Source organism: Campylobacter sp. RM12654 (genome assembly GCF_020137585.1).
Lineage (GTDB): Bacteria > Campylobacterota > Campylobacteria > Campylobacterales > Campylobacteraceae > Campylobacter_E.
The window spans coordinates 46469-65884 of the sequence record NZ_JACGAR010000004.1 but is presented as its reverse complement, the minus strand read 5'-3'; the positions used below and the strand labels follow the sequence as shown (position 1 = coordinate 65884).

At 26.8% G+C, this 19416-nt stretch carries 26 protein-coding genes; 8 read left to right on the top strand and 18 right to left on the bottom strand.

The features are described from left to right. Both AVBRAN12654_RS02350 and AVBRAN12654_RS02345 read right to left on the bottom strand, forming a co-directional pair. A complete protein-coding gene (locus AVBRAN12654_RS02350; RefSeq protein ID WP_214118832.1) occupies positions 1–564 on the bottom strand; it encodes a nucleotide exchange factor GrpE in 564 nt (187 codons plus the stop codon). Then, positions 561–1346, bottom strand: a complete 786-nt coding sequence (locus AVBRAN12654_RS02345) for a hypothetical protein (protein ID WP_336609384.1) — start codon at positions 1344–1346, stop codon at positions 561–563. The genes AVBRAN12654_RS02350 and AVBRAN12654_RS02345 overlap by 4 nt, the downstream gene beginning before the upstream one ends. Before the next feature lie 248 nt (positions 1347–1594). On the opposite strand from AVBRAN12654_RS02345, the gene AVBRAN12654_RS02340 reads away from it, so the two are divergent. Together AVBRAN12654_RS02340 and AVBRAN12654_RS02335 are read left to right on the top strand one after the other, a co-directional pair. After that, entirely contained in the window at positions 1595–1840 is a 246-nt protein-coding gene (locus AVBRAN12654_RS02340) for an XRE family transcriptional regulator (protein WP_214118828.1), read from the top strand. 2 nt (positions 1841–1842) lie between these two features. Beyond that, positions 1843–1992 carry a hypothetical protein gene (locus tag AVBRAN12654_RS02335; RefSeq protein ID WP_214118826.1) on the top strand — a complete coding sequence of 50 codons (150 nt, stop codon included), beginning with the start codon at positions 1843–1845 and terminating at the stop codon, positions 1990–1992. A gap of 57 nt (positions 1993–2049) precedes the next feature. Here the strand turns inward: AVBRAN12654_RS02335 and AVBRAN12654_RS02330 are convergent, their stop codons facing one another. Together AVBRAN12654_RS02330 and AVBRAN12654_RS02325 are read right to left on the bottom strand one after the other, a co-directional pair. Beyond that, entirely contained in the window at positions 2050–2517 is a 468-nt protein-coding gene (locus AVBRAN12654_RS02330) for a peptidylprolyl isomerase (protein ID WP_214118824.1), read from the bottom strand. Between the two features lie 9 nt (positions 2518–2526). Next, positions 2527–3234, bottom strand: coding sequence for a YebC/PmpR family DNA-binding transcriptional regulator (locus tag AVBRAN12654_RS02325; RefSeq protein WP_214118822.1), 708 nt, complete (start codon positions 3232–3234; stop codon positions 2527–2529). A gap of 55 nt (positions 3235–3289) precedes the next feature. On the opposite strand from AVBRAN12654_RS02325, the gene AVBRAN12654_RS02320 reads away from it, so the two are divergent. Next, positions 3290–3814, top strand: a complete 525-nt coding sequence (locus AVBRAN12654_RS02320; RefSeq protein WP_336613855.1) for a GNAT family N-acetyltransferase — start codon at positions 3290–3292, stop codon at positions 3812–3814. On the opposite strand, the gene AVBRAN12654_RS02315 is transcribed toward AVBRAN12654_RS02320, so the two are convergent. From AVBRAN12654_RS02315 to AVBRAN12654_RS02285, 7 genes are all read right to left on the bottom strand, one after another. Next, positions 3800–4552 (bottom strand): TSUP family transporter, encoded by a 753-nt coding sequence (locus AVBRAN12654_RS02315; RefSeq protein ID WP_214150532.1) that lies wholly within the window; start codon positions 4550–4552, stop codon positions 3800–3802. The genes AVBRAN12654_RS02320 and AVBRAN12654_RS02315 overlap by 15 nt on opposite strands. A gap of 97 nt (positions 4553–4649) precedes the next feature. Next, on the bottom strand, positions 4650–5408 hold the full coding sequence (locus tag AVBRAN12654_RS02310) for a sulfite exporter TauE/SafE family protein (RefSeq protein WP_214118816.1): 759 nt from the start codon (positions 5406–5408) through the stop codon (positions 4650–4652). Beyond that, complete coding sequence (locus tag AVBRAN12654_RS02305) at positions 5395–6168, bottom strand: TIGR02757 family protein (protein WP_214118814.1); 774 nt, start codon at positions 6166–6168, stop codon at positions 5395–5397. The genes AVBRAN12654_RS02310 and AVBRAN12654_RS02305 overlap by 14 nt, the downstream gene beginning before the upstream one ends. After that, entirely contained in the window at positions 6165–7154 is a 990-nt protein-coding gene (locus AVBRAN12654_RS02300) for a glycoside hydrolase family 3 N-terminal domain-containing protein (protein WP_214118812.1), read from the bottom strand. Before AVBRAN12654_RS02300 ends, AVBRAN12654_RS02305 begins: the two co-directional genes overlap by 4 nt. After that, positions 7151–8029 (bottom strand): NAD(P)H-dependent glycerol-3-phosphate dehydrogenase, encoded by an 879-nt coding sequence (locus AVBRAN12654_RS02295; protein ID WP_214150452.1) that lies wholly within the window; start codon positions 8027–8029, stop codon positions 7151–7153. The genes AVBRAN12654_RS02300 and AVBRAN12654_RS02295 overlap by 4 nt, the downstream gene beginning before the upstream one ends. After that, positions 8026–9444 (bottom strand): Asp-tRNA(Asn)/Glu-tRNA(Gln) amidotransferase subunit GatB, encoded by a 1419-nt coding sequence (gene gatB / locus AVBRAN12654_RS02290; protein ID WP_267525128.1) that lies wholly within the window; start codon positions 9442–9444, stop codon positions 8026–8028. The genes AVBRAN12654_RS02295 and gatB overlap by 4 nt, the downstream gene beginning before the upstream one ends. Beyond that, positions 9444–10127: a F0F1 ATP synthase subunit A gene (locus tag AVBRAN12654_RS02285; protein ID WP_214118807.1), complete on the bottom strand. Its 684-nt coding sequence runs from the start codon at positions 10125–10127 to the stop codon at positions 9444–9446. The genes gatB and AVBRAN12654_RS02285 overlap by 1 nt, the downstream gene beginning before the upstream one ends. 130 nt (positions 10128–10257) lie before the next feature. Between AVBRAN12654_RS02285 and AVBRAN12654_RS02280 the strand changes: the two genes are divergently transcribed. The 4 genes from AVBRAN12654_RS02280 (at position 10258) to AVBRAN12654_RS02265 (ending at position 12400) form a co-directional block, all read left to right on the top strand. Then, positions 10258–11292 (top strand): flagellar basal body P-ring protein FlgI, encoded by a 1035-nt coding sequence (locus AVBRAN12654_RS02280; RefSeq protein WP_214118805.1) that lies wholly within the window; start codon positions 10258–10260, stop codon positions 11290–11292. A gap of 149 nt (positions 11293–11441) precedes the next feature. After that, positions 11442–11702 carry a rod-binding protein gene (locus AVBRAN12654_RS02275; protein ID WP_239803721.1) on the top strand — a complete coding sequence of 87 codons (261 nt, stop codon included), beginning with the start codon at positions 11442–11444 and terminating at the stop codon, positions 11700–11702. 54 nt (positions 11703–11756) lie between these two features. Next, complete coding sequence (locus AVBRAN12654_RS02270; protein ID WP_214118801.1) at positions 11757–11972, top strand: flagellar biosynthesis anti-sigma factor FlgM; 216 nt, start codon at positions 11757–11759, stop codon at positions 11970–11972. Further along, positions 11972–12400: a hypothetical protein gene (locus tag AVBRAN12654_RS02265; protein WP_214118799.1), complete on the top strand. Its 429-nt coding sequence runs from the start codon at positions 11972–11974 to the stop codon at positions 12398–12400. Before AVBRAN12654_RS02270 ends, AVBRAN12654_RS02265 begins: the two co-directional genes overlap by 1 nt. An 18-nt stretch (positions 12401–12418) precedes the next feature. Here AVBRAN12654_RS02265 and AVBRAN12654_RS02260 read toward each other — a convergent pair whose 3' ends face one another. The 7 genes from AVBRAN12654_RS02260 to bioD form a co-directional block, all read right to left on the bottom strand. After that, on the bottom strand, positions 12419–13729 hold the full coding sequence (locus tag AVBRAN12654_RS02260; RefSeq protein WP_336608590.1) for an MATE family efflux transporter: 1311 nt from the start codon (positions 13727–13729) through the stop codon (positions 12419–12421). Positions 13730–13777: 48 nt separating this feature from the next. After that, positions 13778–15112, bottom strand: coding sequence for an acetyl-CoA carboxylase biotin carboxylase subunit (locus AVBRAN12654_RS02255; RefSeq protein ID WP_214118795.1), 1335 nt, complete (start codon positions 15110–15112; stop codon positions 13778–13780). Positions 15113–15122: 10 nt separating this feature from the next. Beyond that, positions 15123–15572 (bottom strand): acetyl-CoA carboxylase biotin carboxyl carrier protein, encoded by a 450-nt coding sequence (accB, locus tag AVBRAN12654_RS02250; protein WP_214118793.1) that lies wholly within the window; start codon positions 15570–15572, stop codon positions 15123–15125. Positions 15573–15686: 114 nt separating this feature from the next. After that, on the bottom strand, positions 15687–16391 hold the full coding sequence (locus AVBRAN12654_RS02245) for a DUF3137 domain-containing protein (protein ID WP_336613854.1): 705 nt from the start codon (positions 16389–16391) through the stop codon (positions 15687–15689). Further along, positions 16388–17152, bottom strand: coding sequence for a DUF3137 domain-containing protein (locus AVBRAN12654_RS02240; protein ID WP_336607842.1), 765 nt, complete (start codon positions 17150–17152; stop codon positions 16388–16390). The genes AVBRAN12654_RS02245 and AVBRAN12654_RS02240 overlap by 4 nt, the downstream gene beginning before the upstream one ends. After that, the gene (locus tag AVBRAN12654_RS02235; protein WP_336613853.1) at positions 17149–17709 is read right to left on the bottom strand and encodes a LemA family protein; all 561 of its coding nucleotides are present in this window, start codon (positions 17707–17709) and stop codon (positions 17149–17151) included. The genes AVBRAN12654_RS02240 and AVBRAN12654_RS02235 overlap by 4 nt, the downstream gene beginning before the upstream one ends. A gap of 2 nt (positions 17710–17711) precedes the next feature. Then, a complete protein-coding gene (gene bioD / locus AVBRAN12654_RS02230; RefSeq protein WP_336607843.1) occupies positions 17712–18308 on the bottom strand; it encodes an ATP-dependent dethiobiotin synthetase BioD in 597 nt (198 codons plus the stop codon). Positions 18309–18361: 53 nt separating this feature from the next. On the opposite strand from bioD, the gene AVBRAN12654_RS02225 reads away from it, so the two are divergent. Next, complete coding sequence (locus AVBRAN12654_RS02225) at positions 18362–19198, top strand: biotin synthase (protein ID WP_214117065.1); 837 nt, start codon at positions 18362–18364, stop codon at positions 19196–19198. Positions 19199–19416 lie beyond the last annotated feature (218 nt).

Here is a 19416-nt window from a genome sequence, read left to right as displayed (position 1 = left end):
TTATTTTGATACGCTTACTTTGCAAGCTCTAATTATTCTGTCATTTATCATATAACCCTTTTGAAACATAGCTGCAACACAATTTGGTTCAAGCTCTGCTTCAACATGCATCATAGCTTCGTGATAACTAGGGTCAAATTCATCACCTTCATTAGCTACGATTTCTTTAATTCCGTGTTTTGCTAGGATATTTTTAAATAAACTTAAAGTATTATCAATACCTTGTTTAAGTTGTTTTGAAAACTCATCATCTGCTTCAAAATTACTAGCATTTTCTAATGCGTCTAAAACAGGTATTAAATCCTTAAGCAATCCTTCTTGTGCATATAAAACTGCACTTTGCTTATCTTTTTCTAAGCGTTTTTTATAATTTTCAAAATCTGCATTAGCTCTAAGATAAGCGTCTTTTAATTTTGCAAATTCTTCATTTGCCTTATCAAGCTCTGCTCTTAAAGCAATTTCTTCATTACTTAACTCATTTTGTTCGCATTCACAATTTTCATTGCATTCGCAAACTTCTTCGTTATTTACTACATTTTCTTCTTGCGTGGCTTTTTCGCTCATATCGCCTCCCTTAATTGATTTAAAACATTTTCATAGTCTGTAAAAATACTACCTGCAATTATTAAAGAGCTTTTATTTTGCATATAATTACAATCTAATTTAACTCCCATAAAATCAGGTAAAAATAGCTCATCATAAATCAAGTTATTAGTAAAATAATCAAGTAACTTTAAATTCATAATAGAACTAAATGAAGAAAGTTTTACAATATTTGCAAAAATTTTTTCTCCACATATAAAGTTAATTTTATTTTTAAAAGAATTTTCAATATCACTTAAAGTATTTATTAAATTTAATCTATATAAAATCGTCTTAATATCATTTATCTCGTATCCTTTTAACTGATTAAAAAGTATATTTAATTCATCGTTAAAATCAATCAAAACCCTATTTTCTATAAAATCTAAAATAATAAATCTATTTTCAATGTTTAAAATATCATTTAAAAATATTTTTTTGTTATCAACAATAAGGAAAAACAAATCATTCTCGTTAGCAACTCTTAATAAATTTAAAGTTGAGTTTAATTCTAATTTAGAATTTAATTCATAATTAAAAAATTGCTTCCAATAATATTTCATAGCTTTTTGAGTAGGAATTCTTCCACCGCTTGCGTGAAGTTTTGAAATATAACCATCACTATCAAGTTGTTTAAAATAAACTCTTATAGTACTTGCAGGAACATTCAAACTATCTTGCAATAACATAGAGCCAATTGGATTTTGCTCGCTTAAATAAGCTTTAATCATTTGCTCTAGTATAAAATCAGTTTTTTTACTCATTATCACTCATACCTTAAAATTGATAAACGAATTATATCACTTGAGTTGTTAACTATCAAGTAACTATTTAGTCTAATACACTCAACTTAATTTAGTAAAATTATTTAACCATATATTTTATACATTATTTCGTATATATTTTATTTTTTAATGTATTAATTTAAGGATATTTTGTATTTTTTATATTTTTTTACAAATATAAACTCCGTTTTAGCGAAGTTTAATTTTTAAAATCGTATAATTTAAAAATGATTGAGACGAACGATATATTTAATTTATTACATAATGCGATAGAGAGTAAAGAAAATGGTAAGAAAATTTCTTTGCAAGCAATGTCGCAGCGTTTAGGATTACCTATGCGAACTTATCAAGACTGGCGTTTAGGTAATTCTAAACCACAAGCAGTAAAAGCTGTATTTACAATGCTTTGTGAATTAGATGATGATGAGTTATTATTTTTAATGTCTCGTATAAGAAAACAATTAAAGGATTAAAAGTGATTACCGAAAAGGAAAGAATAGAACTTGATATGATATTTAATAGTATTAGAACAAGTAAAAAAAATATAATAAAAAGATATTTAAAAAATATCTGCAAAAAACTTTTATATCCTCGTAAAAAGCAATATAATCATCAATTTAATTAATTTTCAAATTCTTTAACCTAAATTAAAGAATTTGAATCATATCTTAGATATTTTAAATTATTTTATTTCAATACTTTCAATAATATCGCCTTGGCGGATACTATCAAGAACCTTTAAGCCATCTTCATTATTAACTTGACCAAAAATCGTATGAACTCCATCTAAGTGTGGTTGTGCTGAATGACAAACAAAAAATTGAGAGCCACCAGTATCACGACCAGCGTGAGCCATAGATAAAGTCCCTCTTAAATGCTTATGCTCTTGATTTTTACATTCACATTTAATATTCCAACCAGGACCACCTGTACCTGTGCCTAAAGGACAACCACCTTGAATAACGAAATTAGGAATTACTCTATGAAATTTTAGACCATTATAAAATCCATTTTTTGCTAAATGAACGAAATTTAAAGTAGCTTGCGGGCTATCTTTAAATAAAGTTAATTTCATATCACCTTTATTAGTCTTAATAATAGCTTCATTAATATTTTCTAAATCTGCAAAATTGTCATATACTTTTAACATAATTTTTCCTTATTCTATATTTGTATAAACTGCTTGAACATCATCATCTTCTTCAAGCTTATCTAATAATTTTTCAAGTTCAGTGATTTGCTCTTCACTAAGACTTATTGGATTGTTTGGAACATATTCAAGTCTTCCACTAACAAGCTCTAATTTAAGCTCATCAATTCCTGTGCTAAGCTCTTTAAAGCTATCATAAGCTCCGATAATTCTTACATTTTCTTCTTCATCTTCTAATTCTTCTAAGCCAAAATCAATTAGGCTTAATTCTAATTCTTCTAAATCCATATTAGGTTTTTTACATACAAAAACACTTTTTCTTGAAAATAAAAATTCTAAACTACCATTTACAAGTGGAGTAGCTCCGTTTTTATTAAAAATAGCTTTTATATTAGCTGCGGTTCTATTGGTATTATCAGTAGCAACTTCAACTATAATTTGCACTCCGTAATTAGCTTTAGCTTCATAATGAAGGCTTTTAATATCGTTTCCATCTTTACCTGCTGCTCTTTTTAATGCCGCGTCAATATTATCTTTTGGCATATTTTGAGCTTTTGCTGTTGCTATTGCTGAACGAAGTTTTGCGTTCATTTCAGGGTCAATTCCACCTTCTTTTGCTGCAACTTCAATAGCTTTTGCTAACTTTGGAAATATCTTACTCATCTTATCCCAACGAGCTTCTTTTGCTGCACGTCTGTATTCAAACGCTCTTCCCATATTCACCTCTTATAATTAAAATTTGGTTAAGATTTTACAAAAACAAGGATAACTAATGATTAGACCTGCTAGAATGAGTGATTATAAGGCTTGCGAGATTTTAGACTTAGCTATGGCTGAGTTTAGTGAAAACTTTTTTAACGAGAAAGACTATCATAAAAAAATAGAAAAATTTTATGAATTTTTTGGCAAGGAAAAAACTAGATTTTGTCTTGATAATTTATTTGTATATGAAAAAGACAATCAAATTATTTCAATTTGTTGTGCTTATGGCGATAGAGAATATAATGATGACGCTTTAAAGCAATATTTAAAAAATATAAACTCAAATTATGAGATTATAAAAGAATGCGATAAAAATGAATTTTATATAGATAGTGTAGCGATAATTCCTAGCTATAGAAAAATGGGGATATTAAAAGAAATGCTTGAATATGCAATTAATATAGCAAAAAATAAAGGTTATAAAAAAATTACACTAATAACCAAATCTTCACAAATATACGAAAGATATGGTTTTAAAGTAATAAATGAGTGTAAAGAATTTGAAAACTATTTTAAAATGCTAAAAGAAATTTGAATATATTAATTTACAAATAGTGCAAAAAACAATAATTATAAAAACCCATCTAATTATATTTATATTAATTTTTAAAAGGCATTTACCACCTAAATAAGCGCCTATTATCCCACCTACTCCCATAATAAGACCAAGTTTAATTAAAACATCATAAAAACACAAAAAGAAACATAAAGAACAAACATTACTTGTAGTGTTTAATAATTTAGTATTTATTGACGCTTGCTTTAGATTAAATCCTAATAAAGAAGTAAATGCTAATATCCAAAACGAGCCAGTTCCTGGTCCTATAAAACCATCATAAAATCCCAAAATAACACCAAAAATTATTAAAAATAAAGTAGTGCTTAAAATAGCTTTTTTGTTTATATTCCCTAGATTTGGCTTAAAAATAGTATAAATAAATACTAATATTAAAATAACCAAAATAAGTGGCATAATAGCTTCATTAGATATTAAAAGCAAAACATAACTTCCAAGAATTGAAAAAATTGCTGTTATTAAAATTCCAAGTCTTAATTCTTTAAATTTTATTTCTTTTCTTAAACTAAATACAGCAGAAACTGCAGCCATACTAGCTTGTAACTTACTAGTTGCAATAGCTAAAGATGGTGGCACTCCAAGTCCTAAAATCACAGGCAATGTAACAAGTCCGCCACCACCCACAATAGCATCAATAAAACCACCAATAAAAGAAGCTAAAAAACCTATAAAATATTCTAATAAACTAAATTCCATAAAGAAATTATATAATAATTTTAGTTAAATTATACAAGACTAAATAAGTTTATAAAAAGTCTTTTATATAAATAAATTTTATAATTTGTAATAAAAATTATTTTAAATAATATTCATAAGTTAGTTTAAGTAAAGTTATAAAAACAATAACTAAAAATATTTTTTTGATAGAATCACTTTTGTATTTTAAAACAAATTTAGCACCTAAAAATGCTCCAAATATACCACACATAGCCATTTTTAGACCAAGTGAATAATAAATCTTAAAATCTATCATAAATATTATAAGAGAAATCATACCACTTGCCATACATAAAGCTTTAGCATTAATACTTGCTTGTTTAATATCTTGACCTATTAAACTAATGCTAGCAAATATCCAAAATGAACCTGTAGCAGGCCCTAAAAATCCATCATAAAATCCTATTAATAAGCCAAAAAACGGATAGAATAATTTTTCACTCATTATTTGCTTAGCTTTAATGCTACCTAGTTTTGAATTGAAAATAGAATATATAAAAATCAATAAAAGAGTAAATAATATAATGGGTTTTAATGGTTCAGGATTAATTATTAAAAGAACCCTAGCACCTAAAATACCACCTATTATGCTAAAAATCATTCCTATAAATACTTTTTTAAATTCTATATATTTAAAAAGGGTTGAAAACGAACAACACATCGCAAACATTGCTTGAAATTTGTGAGTGCTAATGGCTAATTGTTCTCCTAAACCAAAAGCAATTAGCATAGGTATTATAATAAGCCCTCCACCGCCGCAAATTGCATCAATAAAGCCAGCAAATAGTGCCGATATTAAAACTACAATTTCTTGGATAATACTAATTTCTGGCATTTTTAATTAATTCTTGTAAAGAATTTTCATCATTAGTCTGAGATATTCTATATAAAGCAAAATCATATTTTAAAGGGTCTTCATTGCAAAAATTTTTTAAAGCCTTACTAAGCTCTAGCATACATTTTTGATCAGCTTGTTTTCTTTTAATAAGTCCTAACATAAGCCCCATTTTATGTGTATGCGTATCAAGTGGCATTAGTAAATCAGCAGGGCTAATTTCACTAAACAAACCTAAATCTAAATTATCATTTCTTACCATCCAACGATAATACATACAATATCTTTTATACGCACTTGTATTATTAACTTTACTAAAAAAGAATTCATACCCATCACTTCTATAATCATTCAATGAATAAATCTCAGTAATTAAAGCTTGAATAACTTCTAATATTTTATTATTTTTGCTTGTTTTATAAATTTTATGACTAAAATCTTTTATACTTGATTTTTCTTTAAATCTTTTTAGACTAATAAAAATCTCTGCTACATCTCTTTCGTTTTGAAATCTATATTTGTGATTTATTTGCCTTATTTCTTCATCACTTTTATTAAGTAAAGTAAAATCAAGTTTTTTTAAAAATTTTACTATAGCACCAGCATTTCCATACGCAAATAAAGCGCATATTAAAGCAATAAATTCTATATCTTTGCTATTAATATTATCATATACTACTTGCAATGGGTCAGGGTGTGAATATAAATTATCAATTGTATTTTTAATACCACTTTGTTCATCTAATAATTTTTTTATCATATTCTCTCTTTTAAAGAAGTAATTTTTATATAAGATTCTTCTAATCTACTTCTACTTATTTTGCCATCATCTACTGCTTGACTTATAATATCAACAACATAACTTGCTGTATCTCCATACTTTATCCTAGATAATCCAAAATATAATATATCAACTCCAGCATTTATACTATCAATTATCCTATCTTTAAAATCTATGCCATCTAAATCACCACCTAAGATATCATCACTTACTATTACCCCATTAAATGATAAATCATTTTTTAATATATTAATGATTTTCTTAGACATATTTGCTGGTTTTTTATCTAGTATAGGATAAATTTTATTTGAAACCATTATCATATCAACTTTATTAGTTTGTGTAAAATCATAAAATGGCTTTAAAAAACTTAATCTATAATCTTTAACAAAACTTGAAGAATTATTCATATCTCCAGGAAAAGTTTTAGCTGCTATTAAAATATTACTTTGCCTAAAAGCATCAGAGTATTCTCTAGCATAGATACTAAGTTTATCTAATAAATCATTAGTTATACTAGTATTTACCCCTAATGTTAAATTTAAATTAAGTCCTAATTCTTTTAAATTTAAAGCTGATTTTAGATAATTCAATCTAGCATCATTAATATTTAAATTCTGATTAATAAAATCAGGTTCTTTACAATATAAAAAATCATAATTTTTATCTAAATCTTTATAATCAATACCTAAAAATAATGGATTTACAATTGCTATATTTTTAAATCTACTTACTAATTTTTTTGCTTGTTCAATATCTGTGAAATTATTTGCCCTAAAAACTATACCACCAACTTTTCCAAGACTAGCTTCTTGACCTAATTTTCTTATATTGTATTCTTTAATATCTTTTCCATTAAAACCTATCATAATCATCTGACCAGCTAGTCTTTGGGTGCTTATATTTGATAAATTTTGAGAATACAATACAATATTTATAAATAATATAATTAAAAATTTTTTCATTTTTTTAATAAATCTTGTAAGCTAGTTTTTACATTCTTGCCATTTAAAATTAATAAAATTTCATTAGCAATAGGACAATATATATTATGTGTTTTTGCAATTTTACAAACTGATTTAGTAGTATCAATTCCTTCAGCAACTTCATTTAATTCTTGCTTAATTTCATCTTGATTATAGCCCTTTGCAAGCATTAATCCCACTCTGTAATTTCTTGATAATGTTGAGCTAGCAGTTAAAAATAAATCACCTGCTCCACTTAAACCTAGAAAAGTATTATCTTTAGCACCAAAAAACTTACCAAATCTAGTAATTTCTATAAGACCACGAGAAATAAGAGCAGCTCTTGCATTATTACCTAATTCTAATCCATCACAAATTCCACTAGCAATAGCAATAATATTTTTATATGCGCCACAAATCTCAGCACCAACAACATCATTATCAGTGTATGTCTTTATAAAACTAGGAAAAAAATTAGCAAATTCTTGATTTAACTTATCATTAACACCACTAATTACAAGTGCTGTTGGTAAATTTTTACTAACTTCTGCTGCAAAAGATGGGCCAGTTAAAACACTAATATTTTCTATTGGAAAAAACTTAGAAAATACATCGTGTAAAAACAAGTCTTGATAAATACCTTTTGAAGCGATTAATACATAATTATCATTTAAATTACTAAAGTTAGCTCTAAGATAATCATAGGTTCCTTGAGCACTTAATGCAAATATTAAATATTTACTTTTTTTAGCTTCGTTTATATCAATATATTCACCTGATTTTTTACTAAAAGAACAAATATTTACTTTGTTATTAAGTGAGATAGCATGAGCTATTGCACTACCCCACTTACCAGAACCAATTACGCTAATCATCCAAGCTTAGCCTTTAAAAGCTCATTTACTTTATTTGGATTAAAAGCTCCTTTGCCTTCTTTCATAGTCTGTCCTACAAAAAATCCAAACAACTTATCTTTACCTGACTTATATTCAGCTACCTTATCTGCATTCTTAGATAATATTTCATCTATTATTGCATTAATAGCACCATCATCACTAACTTGTTTTAATCCTAGTTTATCAATAGCATCGCTTACACTTATATCGTTTTCAAACAAATAAGCTAAAACATCTTTGCCTGCTTTATTTGATATTTCACTATTTTCAATAGCTTTTATCAAATCTGCTAATTTTTCTTTTCCCACAGGAGAATTTGTTATATTTAATTCACCTTTTAATAAACCCATTAATTCTACACTTAACCAAGTTGTACTAAGTTTTGGAGAACAACCTGATTTTATTAAATATTCAAAAAACATAGCCATTTCTAGTGAGCTTACTAAAACCTTAGCATCATCTTCTTTTAGCCCATACTCGCTAACATAACGAGATATTTTCTCATCTGCAAGTTCAGGAATTGCAACATTAATCATATCAGCACTAGCAAATACAGGTAATAAATCAGGGTCTGCAAAATATCTATATTCAGCAGCTTCTTCTTTGCTTCTCATAGGTTTTGTAACAAGTCTTGTAGTATCAAATAATCTTGTTTCTTGAACTACTTCACTATCATACTTACCATCCATCCAAGCAGCTATTTGGCGTTCTTTCTCATACTCTATTGCTTTTTGAATGAATTTAAAACTATTTAAATTCTTAATTTCTACTCTTGTATAAAATTTATTATCGCCTTTAGGTCTAATAGATATATTAACATCACATCTAAAAGAACCTTCTTGCATATTAGCATCACTAATATCTAAAAATCTTATAATAGAATGAAGTTTTTTAAGATAAGCTACAGCTTCATCAGCGCTTCTAATATCTGGCTCACTTACAATCTCAAGTAGTGGAGTTCCTGCACGATTTAAATCTACTAAAGAATTATCGTTTTCGTGAATATTTTTACCTGCATCTTCTTCAAGGTGAGCTCTAGTAATTCCTACTATTTTTTTACCAAAATCACCTTCAATTTCTAATTTTCCACCTTCAACTATTGCCACATCAAATTGTGATATTTGATAAGCTTTAGGTAAATCAGGATAAAAATAGTTTTTTCTATTAAAAATACTTACTTCATTAATTTTTGCGTTAATTGCTTTACCAAAATATATAGCCTTTTGTAAAGCTTCTTTATTTAATACAGGTAAAGCTCCAGGCAATGCCAAACACACAGGGCAAACATTAGTATTAGCAACTTCACCAAAACTTGTCGCACAAGAACAAAAAATCTTAGTTTTTGTATTAAGCTGAGTATGAACTTCTAAACCAATAACTACTTCAAATTCCATTAATGCTCCTCATCAATTGCAATAGCACTAGCTATATATACATAAGTTAAAATCATAAATACAAACGATTGTAAAAATGCCATAAATGTTAAAAGAAAATATGGTGGAAGCGGAGCTACGATTGGAACTAAAGCCAAAATAACACCTAAAAATAAATCATCTCCTTTAATATTTCCAAAAAGACGGAAAGATAAAGAAACTATACGAGAAAAATGTGATATCACTTCAACAACAAACATAAGTGGAGCAATCACTTTAACAGGACCAAAAAAATGCTTGAAATACTTAAAAAATCCTTGAGTTTTTATGCCTTCGTAATGATAGTATATAAAAACAATTATTGCTAAAGGAAGTGTTAAATTTAAACTAGCACTAGGAGCTTCAAATCCAGGAATTATACCTATTATATTGCTTACAAAAACAACTAATCCAAGAGTAGCGATTAAAGGAACATATTTTAAAGCTGCTTCCTTTGAGCCTAAAGTATCTTTACCCATAGATAAAACACCATCTAAAAACATTTCCATAATATTTTGAATACCTTTTGGAACTAATTGCATTTTAGAAGTTGCTAATTTTGCTAAAACCAAAATAATTGCAATAACTAAAACGAAATGAATTAAATAAGTAATCGCTTTATTGTCATCAGCTATAAAATCACTAAATAAAAATAAATTGTGCATTTATTATCCTTAAAATTTGAAAGTAATCTGCTGATTTTACAAAAGCTAATTTAGTATTTGGTTAATGTTTTTGTAAAAAATATGGAATATGATTTGCTTAATTTAAACATATTTAAAATAAGGAAAAATAATGAGATTTATGATATTTTTGATATTTATATTAAATTCCTTAATGGCTTCACAGATAAAAGATATAGCAAATATTGTTGGAGTTAGGGATAATGAATTAATCGGATATGGTTTAGTTGTTGGTCTAAATGGTAGTGGAGATGGTTCTAGTAGCGAATTTACTATTCAATCAATTGCAAATATGCTAGGCTCTATGAATATCAAAATAAGCCCTGATGATATTAAAAGTAAAAATACCGCAGCAGTTATGATTAGTGCAAAATTACCTGCCTTTGCAAAAAGTGGGGATAAAATTGATGTAAATGTAGCTTCATTAGGTGATGCTAAAAGTTTAAAAGGTGGAACACTTTTATTAAGTGCTTTAAAAGGTGTTGATGGAAATATTTACGCATTAGCTCAAGGAGCGCTTAGTATAGATAGTAGTGGCAAAGGTGCTAGTATGACAAATGCAAAAATAACAAATGGGGCTAGTATAGAAAGAGAAGTTAATTTTGATTTTAACAATCAAGAAAGAATTACTCTAAGTCTAAAGCAAAATGATTTTGCACTAGCTAGTAAAATAAAAAATGCAATAAATAAAGCTTATGATTTAGATATAGCAAAAGCTACAGATGGTAAAACAATAATAATAGAAAGACCAGAAGAAGAAAGTGCAGTTGATTTTATAGCAAAAGTATTATCGCTAGATGCTGGAGAAATAAACGCAAATAGTAAAATCATAATAAATGAAAAAACAGGAACGATAATAAGTGGAATTGATGTAGAAGTTAGTCCTGTTTTAATATCTCATGGAAATATAACAATTAAAATTGAACCTAAAAGACCTTATGAACTAAAAGACAATGAAGTTGATTTAAAAGATGGTAGTGTAATTGATACTAGCTCAAATATTTTAAGAATTACTAACGATAAAATAACTTTAGCAAATATCACTAGAGCCTTAAATAAACTAGGTGCAAGCCCTGCTGATGTAATAACGATTATTAAAAATTTAAAACAAGCTGGGGCAATTAATGCTGAATTGGAGATTTTATAATGGATATATCAAAAATTTATGAAAATACATATAAAAATACTCTACCAAATACAAATACCTTAATAAAATTAAGTGAAGATAGTAAAAATAATTTTTCTAATTTATTAGAAAAAGAAATTAATAAAATAGAAAATAAAAAATCTCATGAAATTTTAAATTCTAATTTAATAAACCAGCCAAATACTGCAAAAGTAGATGAAAAATTGTTAAAAGAACAAACAGATGCTTTTGAAGCATTTATGATAAAAAGTGTCCTTGATATTAGTCTTAAATTAGAAAATCCACTATTTGGAAAAGACGCTGGAGATGATATTTATGGCTCAATGTATAATGATGCTATGAGTAAGGCTTTAAGTGGTGGGCTTGGATTTTCTGAAATGCTATTTAATTTTTTAAAAGAAAGGCTATAAAGTTTTTTAAACTAATTCCGATATAGTATGCAAATATTATAAAAAGGTTGAAAAATGTTAAACTCACTTAGTTCATCTATGGTATATTCAAGCCAAGATATTATGAAGCCAAAAGCTACAAAAAGTGAAAATGTTGATAAAACTGAAGTTAAAGAAACCAAAAGTTCTTTGAGCCCAAAAGCAGCTGCTATAGCTGAGCAAATTGCAAATGGAACTTATAAAATTGATTTAAAATCTACCGCAAATGCAATTGCAAATGAGTTATGCTAATGATAGAAAAAAGACTAGCTACTGCTAATAATCTTTTATTAAAAATTATTAGCATAACAGAACAAGGAATAAGTGATATCAAAGAAGCTAGAAAAGACAGACTTGATACTCAAAATAAGGAAAAAGTAGAAGCACTTAATGCTTTTTTAAAAGAAAAGCAAGCTTTAGATAATGCCTTACTTGAATTAGCTACTAAAAATAATGGTAATTTATCAGATTTATTAAGTGAAAAATCAAGCGATTTATTACAACAATTAAAATTTAATTTAAATTACTTATTAGCAAAAAACAAAGAATATGCAAAATATGTGCTAAGTGTTAAAGAATTTTATGATTCTTTACTTGAAGAAATGTTAAAAGATAGCATAGAAACTAACGGATACAAACAAGAATTTAAAAGCACAACAACACTAAATCATAAAATATAAATATCTTTTAAAAGATATTTATACAGCTGATTTGCTTTGCCATTTTTTACTTTTCCAACGATATGTATTAGCAAGTCCTCTTAAAAGTTCATCAACTACAAAAGCACTCCATATTCCAACCATAGCAAAATGTAAATGTATCCCTAAAATATAAGCTAAAGGAACACTAACTCCCCACATAAAAACAATTCCAGCATAAAAAGGAAAAGCAGCATCCCCACTAGCCCTTAAAGAATTAACCATTACTATATTTAAAGCTCTTGAACTTTCTAAGAAAAAACTTATTATAAAAAGCGGTTTTATAATATTTATTAATTCATTGCTTAAACTAAGTGCTTGAAATATATAATCTTGAATTAAAAAAACAAAACTAGCATAAGCTAAACTACAAATTATTGCAATTTTTAATACTTTAAAACTTTGTTTATATGCTTTTTCAAATTCTTTTGCACCAACTAGCCTACCGATGATTATCTCATTAGCCACACTTAAAGCAGAGCTAGTAGTAAATATAAACATTGAAATTTGAAAAAATATACTTTGAATACTTAAAGCATCTTTTCCTAATAATCCAACAAAAGCAAAAATAACCATATATTGTGCTGACCATAGTAGATTTTCTCCTGCACTAAAGCCACCTATTGTCAAAATATTTTTTAATATTTTTTTATTAATTTTAAAAAATAGCTCAAAATAAATCTTAAGTTTTGCAATCTTAAAATATATATAAATTAGCATTGCAAGGCTTACTATCCTAGAAATTACACTTGAAATTCCCACTCCAAATAAGCCTAAATCATATTTATATAAAAATATAGCATTAAAAACAATATTAACTGCATTCATAATAAGAGATACAATCATTAATTCCTTAGCCTTAGCATAAGTTCTAATTACAGATGATAAAGCTATATTTAAGCAATCTAACAATATTACATAAGCTATAGTTTGTAAATATATTAATGAATAATCAAATATATCATTAGGAACATTTAACAACCTAAGCATATTGCCATCAAAAAAATTAATTATAAAAAATATCAAAATACCTAAAACCATATTAAAAGATATACTAATATGAGCTGACCTTATTGCTAAGTTTTTGTTATTAGCGCCTAAAGCTTGAGATATTAATACACTTGAACCAATTGAAAGGAATGAAAATATAGTTGTAGCTATTATAAAAATCTGATTTGCACTACTCATAGCTCCTATTAAAAACACATTGTATCTACTAATCATAATAGTATTTATGACAATAGAACTAAAACGAAGTAGCATTTCTAAATAAATATTTAAAGATAATTTATAAAAATTAATTTCTTTCATAGCATTACTCAGGACTAAATGAAATTCTTAAAGAATTTCATTTAGGAATTATCTTCTTGATAAATAGTTTGTATCAAATTTATTGTTTATAAAATCAGGATTTTCCATCATAGAAATATGAAAATCTTTTGTAGTTTTAATACCACTTACTATTAATTCTTGTAAAGCACATTTCATCTTATGAATTGCCATCTCTCTTGTAGGAGCCCACACAACAAGCTTACCTATCATACTATCATAAAACGGAGGAACGCTGTATCCTTGATAAACATGGCTTTCCATTCTCACATTTGCACCTGCAGGAGCTGTATATCTACTAATTGTCCCAGGACAAGGTGTAAATGTTTTAGGGTCTTCTGCAGTAATTCTGCACTCAATTGAATGACCTTTAAAATTTATCTCTTCTTGTTTAGGTAGAGCTTTTCCTTCAGCTACATTTATCATATGACGAATAATGTCTTCTCCACTACACATTTCACTTACGCAATGCTCAACCTGTAATCTTGTATTCATCTCAATAAAATAAAAGTTTTGATAATCATCTAATAAAAACTCAAATGTCCCTGCACCTTCGTATCCGATAGCTTTAGCTGCTCTTATAGCAGTTTCTAATAATTTTTCTCTAGTAGCTGGCTCTAAAATTCTAGCTGGACTTTCTTCTATTAGCTTTTGATGTCTTCTTTGCATAGAACAATCACGCTCACCTATATGAATAACATTTCCAAAGCTATCTCCTATGATTTGCACTTCAATATGGCGTGGATTTTTAATGTATTTTTCAATATACATTCTACCATCACCAAATGCGCTTGTAGCTTCGCTTTCAGCTGACCAATATGCTTTTTCTAAATCAGCAGCCTTTTCAACTACACGCATACCACGACCACCACCACCTGCAGCAGCTTTTAAAATAACAGGATAGCCCATTTCTTCAGCTAATTCTTTTGCAACTTCTACTCCACTAATAGCCCCATCACTACCTGGGATTACTGGAACACCTGCTCTTTTCATAACTTGTTTAGCTTTACTTTTATCGCTCATAGTATTCATAGCTTCTACACTAGGACCTATGAATTTAATATTATGACGCTCACAAATTTCTACGAAATTTTGATTTTCACTCAAAAAGCCATATCCAGGAAAAATCGCATCAGCACCACATAATTCAGCAGCACTAATAATTGATGGGATATTTAAATAACTCTCGCTTGATTTTGGACCACCAACGCAAATACTAGCATCACAATATTTTAAATATAAAGCGTCTTTATCAGCACTAGAATATATACAAATAGCTTCTTTACCCATTTCTTTAATCGTTCTAATAGCTCTTAGAGCTATTTCTCCACGATTAGCAATTAAAATCTTTTTAATCTCTCTCATTGCAACCTACTTATAGTTTTTCAACTGCAAATAATTCTGTTCCATACTCCACAGGTTGTCCATCTTCTACTAAAGCGCTTACGATTTTGCAATCAAATTCAGCTTCAATTTCATTCATAATTTTCATAGCTTCAATAATGCAAATTGTATCGCCTTTTCTCACTGTTTGACCAACTTTTACGAAACTAGCTGCCCCTGGACTTGGTGCTTGATAAAATGTTCCTACCATTGGGCTTGTAATTGCTGGATGAGTGTTTTTAGCAGGTTGTGCTTCATTTACTACATTTACATTGATTGGTGCTGGAGCACTTTGTGGCATTACTGCAGGAATTGGTGCGCATTCAACAACCGTTCCTTGCTTTTCTAAGCTAATTTCAAAATCGCCTTCTTTGATTTTGATTTTGCCTATATTTGCTTGAGCAAACATATCTATTAATTCTTTTATTTCTTCTCTTTTCATTTTCTCTCCTGATATAAAATTCTGACAATTTTAATGTTATAAATATAACAAAAATAAAATTATAACTTATAATAGCATATACTTTTAATTTCGTGTTTCAAATTCTCACATTTTTTAAAACTCGTTAACAATATTTATTATGCTTTTAAATTCTTTTTCAATATTTTCACTAAAAGAAAAATTATGAATATAAGTATGCAAATAATTATCTTTATAAAAAAGACTTATTTTGTGATTAATAAGTTTTGCATTATTACTAATAATATCTAATTTCTTAGGATTTAAGAATTTAAAAACTTCTAAATTATTATTAGAATACAATTTAAAATATTTATTAAAATCTACATTATCAAGTAAAATTAAAGGCTCTTTAACTCCTAAAATATCCTTAATATCGCTATTACTAACTATTATAAAATCTTTCATTTTTATATTTTTTTTACGAATATAAATTCCTTTAAAAATATCTTTTTCTCTTTTTTTATCTTTTTGTGTGTAGTAAGTGTTTTTAATATTAACCTTTAAAATATCTAAATCATCTTTATTATAAGCAAATTCTATATTTAAACTTTCACTATTTATTATGCCTTTTCTAATATCGCTTATATTTGATATTTCATTAAAACTATTGCTAATGAAAAATGGTTTGATTATATTTTTATACTGAATATAGCTAATAAAAAATGATGAAATTATAATAAATACTATCAAAATAAACATTATATAAATATTTTGAAATTGCCTAGCAATACCCCAAATTAAATATATTGCCAAACACACAATACAAATTATTCTAAAAACTTTTAAAAACTCTATCATTTTGCCTCATTAAATTCTTTTATAATTCTTAAAACACTTTTAAATTCATTCTCAATATTAGAAGAAAATAAAAAATTATGAATATAAATTTCTAAATATTCATCGCCATAAATCACACTAAATCTATGATTTATATATTTTGCAGCTGTTACGATATTTCTTAATTTTTTAGGATTTAAAAATTTAAAATCCTTAACCATATCGCTAGGATATAAAATAAATTTTTTATTAAATTCTACATTATCACTCAAATAACTAATCTTTTGATTAAATAAAATTCCATTATTAAAATATAAAAATAACAATCTCCTATTAGCAAAAATACCAAAATTATTATGAATTTTTTTCTTAACCCTTATATAAGTTCCAAAAAAATCAATGCTTAAATACTTAATCTTAACATCAAACATACCTATACTATCAACTTTTAAAAAAGAACAAAACAAAATATCTAAACCATTTTTTCTATAAGCATTAAAAATATAAGCCCTATCAGAAGCTATTAATGTATCTTTATATTTTTCCTTATCTTCAATCAAAACGAAATTATGTTTATAAAAAAACGGCAATACATATAAAAAAAGATTAAGAGTATAAATTAATAAAGCAAGTAATATTAAAGATACCATTAAATATAAAAAATGACTAAAATGAATTAAATTCATATCCTTACTAATATAATAATCATCTATTGCTAAACATAATTTATAAAATGCAAAAACAACTAAAACTATAAAAATAAGTTTTAATGTTTTAATCATTTAAATAAATCTTTTACATTAGGATTGCTTTTAATTTCATCTTTTACTTCATAAAAATCAGCTTTTATAAAATTAAAAGCATTAGCTATTAAATTATTTGGAAAACTCTCGCAATAGTTGTTATAACTTGTAACTGCTGAATTATAAGCTCTTCTAGCAGCACTAATTTGCTCTTCACAATCTTTTAAAGCACTTAAAAGATTATTAACACTTGAGTTTGCTTTTAAATCAGGGTAATTTTCAAGTTTGATATTTAAATTCCCTAAAGCTTTGCTTAGTTCGTTATTTAAAGCAAATTTTTCTTTAGTATTATTTGAATACATAGCATTTTCTCTAAGTTTTACAATATTTTCTAAAGTATCTTTTTCGTATTCAAAATAAGCTTTTATAGAAGATATTAAATTAGGTATTAAATCATATCTTTGCTGAAGCTCAACATCAATACTTGAATAAGTATTTTTTACATCATTTCTTCTTGCTATTAAAGAATTATAAGTAAAAATAACCATAATAATTACTAAAAACAAAATAGCCAAAATCACATAAATTATTTCCAAAACTAACTCCTTAAATATTTTTCAATTTCATTTTTAAATTCTTGTATCTTTTCATCTATGTTAAACTCATCAAAATACTCTAAATGAGCTATATTTACGCCCGTATAATTATAAATAAACTCATCAAGTCTAGTATCAATCTCGCCAATCATCACAACACAAACAATATCAAAACCATTATCTTGCAATGCTTTTATGCTTAAAATCGTATGATTTATCATACCCAAATAATTCCTAGCAGCTAAAATCACTTTACGCTTATGTTTTTTCATAAAATCAATCATAGTTAAATTATCATCAATAGGACAAAAAAGACCCCCAGCTAATTCAATAATCATTTTATCATCAATAGGCAAGATTAAATCATTTATAGAATATTCAATATTATCAACCTTTTTTGCTATGTGTGGTGATGCAGGAGTATTTAAAAATATCCCTTCTTTATGAACTTTTACGTTCTTTACAAAACGCTTTAAAATATCGCTATCTTTATTACAACCTGCTTGAACTATTTTAAAATAAGAATAATTAAAAGCTTTACACAAAGCAACACATAAATGAGTTTTACCAGCGTCAGTATGAATGCCACATATATACATTTTTATCCTTTTTAGTTAGAATAAATTGTATTTTAACAAGTAAAGGATATAAAATGAAAGAAATATTTTTATGTTCAATTTGCAATGTAAAAAGTGGAAATTGTAGCGAAGATTGTGCGTATTGCACCCAAAGTAAGCATTATAATACAAATATTAATGTATATGATTATAAGGATATTAATACTATTTTAAACGAAGCAAAAATAGCTAGTGAAGCTGGTGCTTTAGGCTTTTGCCTTGTTACTTCTGGTCGTGGAATTGATAGTAAAAAGCTAGATTTTATTGCAAGAGCAGCAAGTGCTATTAAAGAAAGTGGCTTACATTTACACCTAATTGGCTGCAATGGAAGAGCTAGTTATAAGGATTTAGTATTTTTAAAAGAGCATGGAATAGATAGTTATAATCACAACCTAGAAACCGCCAAAAGCAATTTTAAAAATATCTGCACTACTCATACTTATGAAGAAAGATATGAAACTAATCAAAACGCTATAAATGCTGGACTTGGCATTTGCTGTGGTGGGATTTTTGGCTTAGGCGAAAGTGATGAGCAAAGAGCTGAATTACTTGACGCTCTTGCGACTTTAAAGCCACACACAAGTCCAATTAATTTTTATATAAAAAATGAAGCTTTAAAAATAAAAGCTAAAGAAATCACCAAAGAAGAAGCTATTAATATAATAAAACTTGCAAAAGAAAAACTACCAAATACAAGACTAATGGCTGCAGGTGGTAGAGAATTTGCATTTAAAGATGATTTTAAAGCTATGTTTGAAGCAGGGATAAACGCTATCGTGCTAGGAGATTATCTAACTACAAAAGGCGAAGAAAAACATAAAGATGTAGAACTCATCTTAAAAAGTGGCTATGAAGTAGCTAAGAGTTGTTAAAAATTTTATGGAATTTGAATTTTAAATCCAAATTCCATAAATAATTTATATAAAAATTTTTATATTTTTTTTAAAAAATTCAAAATACTATTAAATTAATATTTATTTTATTTGTTACAACTTAAGATACCCCCCCCATTGACACATATTAAATCATTGCTATATAGATATTTAAAGGCTTAAGAATAAAAAGTAAATTTTATGCTAATATACGGAGC

Coding starts and splice junctions, on each gene's coding strand:
- AVBRAN12654_RS02350 (WP_214118832.1), bottom strand. CDS start 564: ATGAGCGAAAAAGCCACGCAAGAAGAAAATGTAGTAAATAACGAAGAA.
- AVBRAN12654_RS02345 (WP_336609384.1), bottom strand. CDS start 1,346: ATGAGTAAAAAAACTGATTTTATACTAGAGCAAATGATTAAAGCTTAT.
- AVBRAN12654_RS02340 (WP_214118828.1), top strand. CDS start 1,595: ATGATTGAGACGAACGATATATTTAATTTATTACATAATGCGATAGAG.
- AVBRAN12654_RS02330 (WP_214118824.1), bottom strand. CDS start 2,517: ATGTTAAAAGTATATGACAATTTTGCAGATTTAGAAAATATTAATGAA.
- AVBRAN12654_RS02325 (WP_214118822.1), bottom strand. CDS start 3,234: ATGGGAAGAGCGTTTGAATACAGACGTGCAGCAAAAGAAGCTCGTTGG.
- AVBRAN12654_RS02320 (WP_336613855.1), top strand. CDS start 3,290: ATGATTAGACCTGCTAGAATGAGTGATTATAAGGCTTGCGAGATTTTA.
- AVBRAN12654_RS02315 (WP_214150532.1), bottom strand. CDS start 4,552: ATGGAATTTAGTTTATTAGAATATTTTATAGGTTTTTTAGCTTCTTTT.
- AVBRAN12654_RS02310 (WP_214118816.1), bottom strand. CDS start 5,408: ATGCCAGAAATTAGTATTATCCAAGAAATTGTAGTTTTAATATCGGCA.
- AVBRAN12654_RS02305 (WP_214118814.1), bottom strand. CDS start 6,168: ATGATAAAAAAATTATTAGATGAACAAAGTGGTATTAAAAATACAATT.
- AVBRAN12654_RS02300 (WP_214118812.1), bottom strand. CDS start 7,154: ATGAAAAAATTTTTAATTATATTATTTATAAATATTGTATTGTATTCT.
- AVBRAN12654_RS02295 (WP_214150452.1), bottom strand. CDS start 8,029: ATGATTAGCGTAATTGGTTCTGGTAAGTGGGGTAGTGCAATAGCTCAT.
- gatB (WP_267525128.1), bottom strand. CDS start 9,444: ATGGAATTTGAAGTAGTTATTGGTTTAGAAGTTCATACTCAGCTTAAT.
- AVBRAN12654_RS02285 (WP_214118807.1), bottom strand. CDS start 10,127: ATGCACAATTTATTTTTATTTAGTGATTTTATAGCTGATGACAATAAA.
- AVBRAN12654_RS02280 (WP_214118805.1), top strand. CDS start 10,258: ATGAGATTTATGATATTTTTGATATTTATATTAAATTCCTTAATGGCT.
- AVBRAN12654_RS02270 (WP_214118801.1), top strand. CDS start 11,757: ATGTTAAACTCACTTAGTTCATCTATGGTATATTCAAGCCAAGATATT.
- AVBRAN12654_RS02265 (WP_214118799.1), top strand. CDS start 11,972: ATGATAGAAAAAAGACTAGCTACTGCTAATAATCTTTTATTAAAAATT.
- AVBRAN12654_RS02260 (WP_336608590.1), bottom strand. CDS start 13,729: ATGAAAGAAATTAATTTTTATAAATTATCTTTAAATATTTATTTAGAA.
- AVBRAN12654_RS02255 (WP_214118795.1), bottom strand. CDS start 15,112: ATGAGAGAGATTAAAAAGATTTTAATTGCTAATCGTGGAGAAATAGCT.
- accB (WP_214118793.1), bottom strand. CDS start 15,572: ATGAAAAGAGAAGAAATAAAAGAATTAATAGATATGTTTGCTCAAGCA.
- AVBRAN12654_RS02245 (WP_336613854.1), bottom strand. CDS start 16,391: ATGATAGAGTTTTTAAAAGTTTTTAGAATAATTTGTATTGTGTGTTTG.
- AVBRAN12654_RS02240 (WP_336607842.1), bottom strand. CDS start 17,152: ATGATTAAAACATTAAAACTTATTTTTATAGTTTTAGTTGTTTTTGCA.
- bioD (WP_336607843.1), bottom strand. CDS start 18,308: ATGTATATATGTGGCATTCATACTGACGCTGGTAAAACTCATTTATGT.
- AVBRAN12654_RS02225 (WP_214117065.1), top strand. CDS start 18,362: ATGAAAGAAATATTTTTATGTTCAATTTGCAATGTAAAAAGTGGAAAT.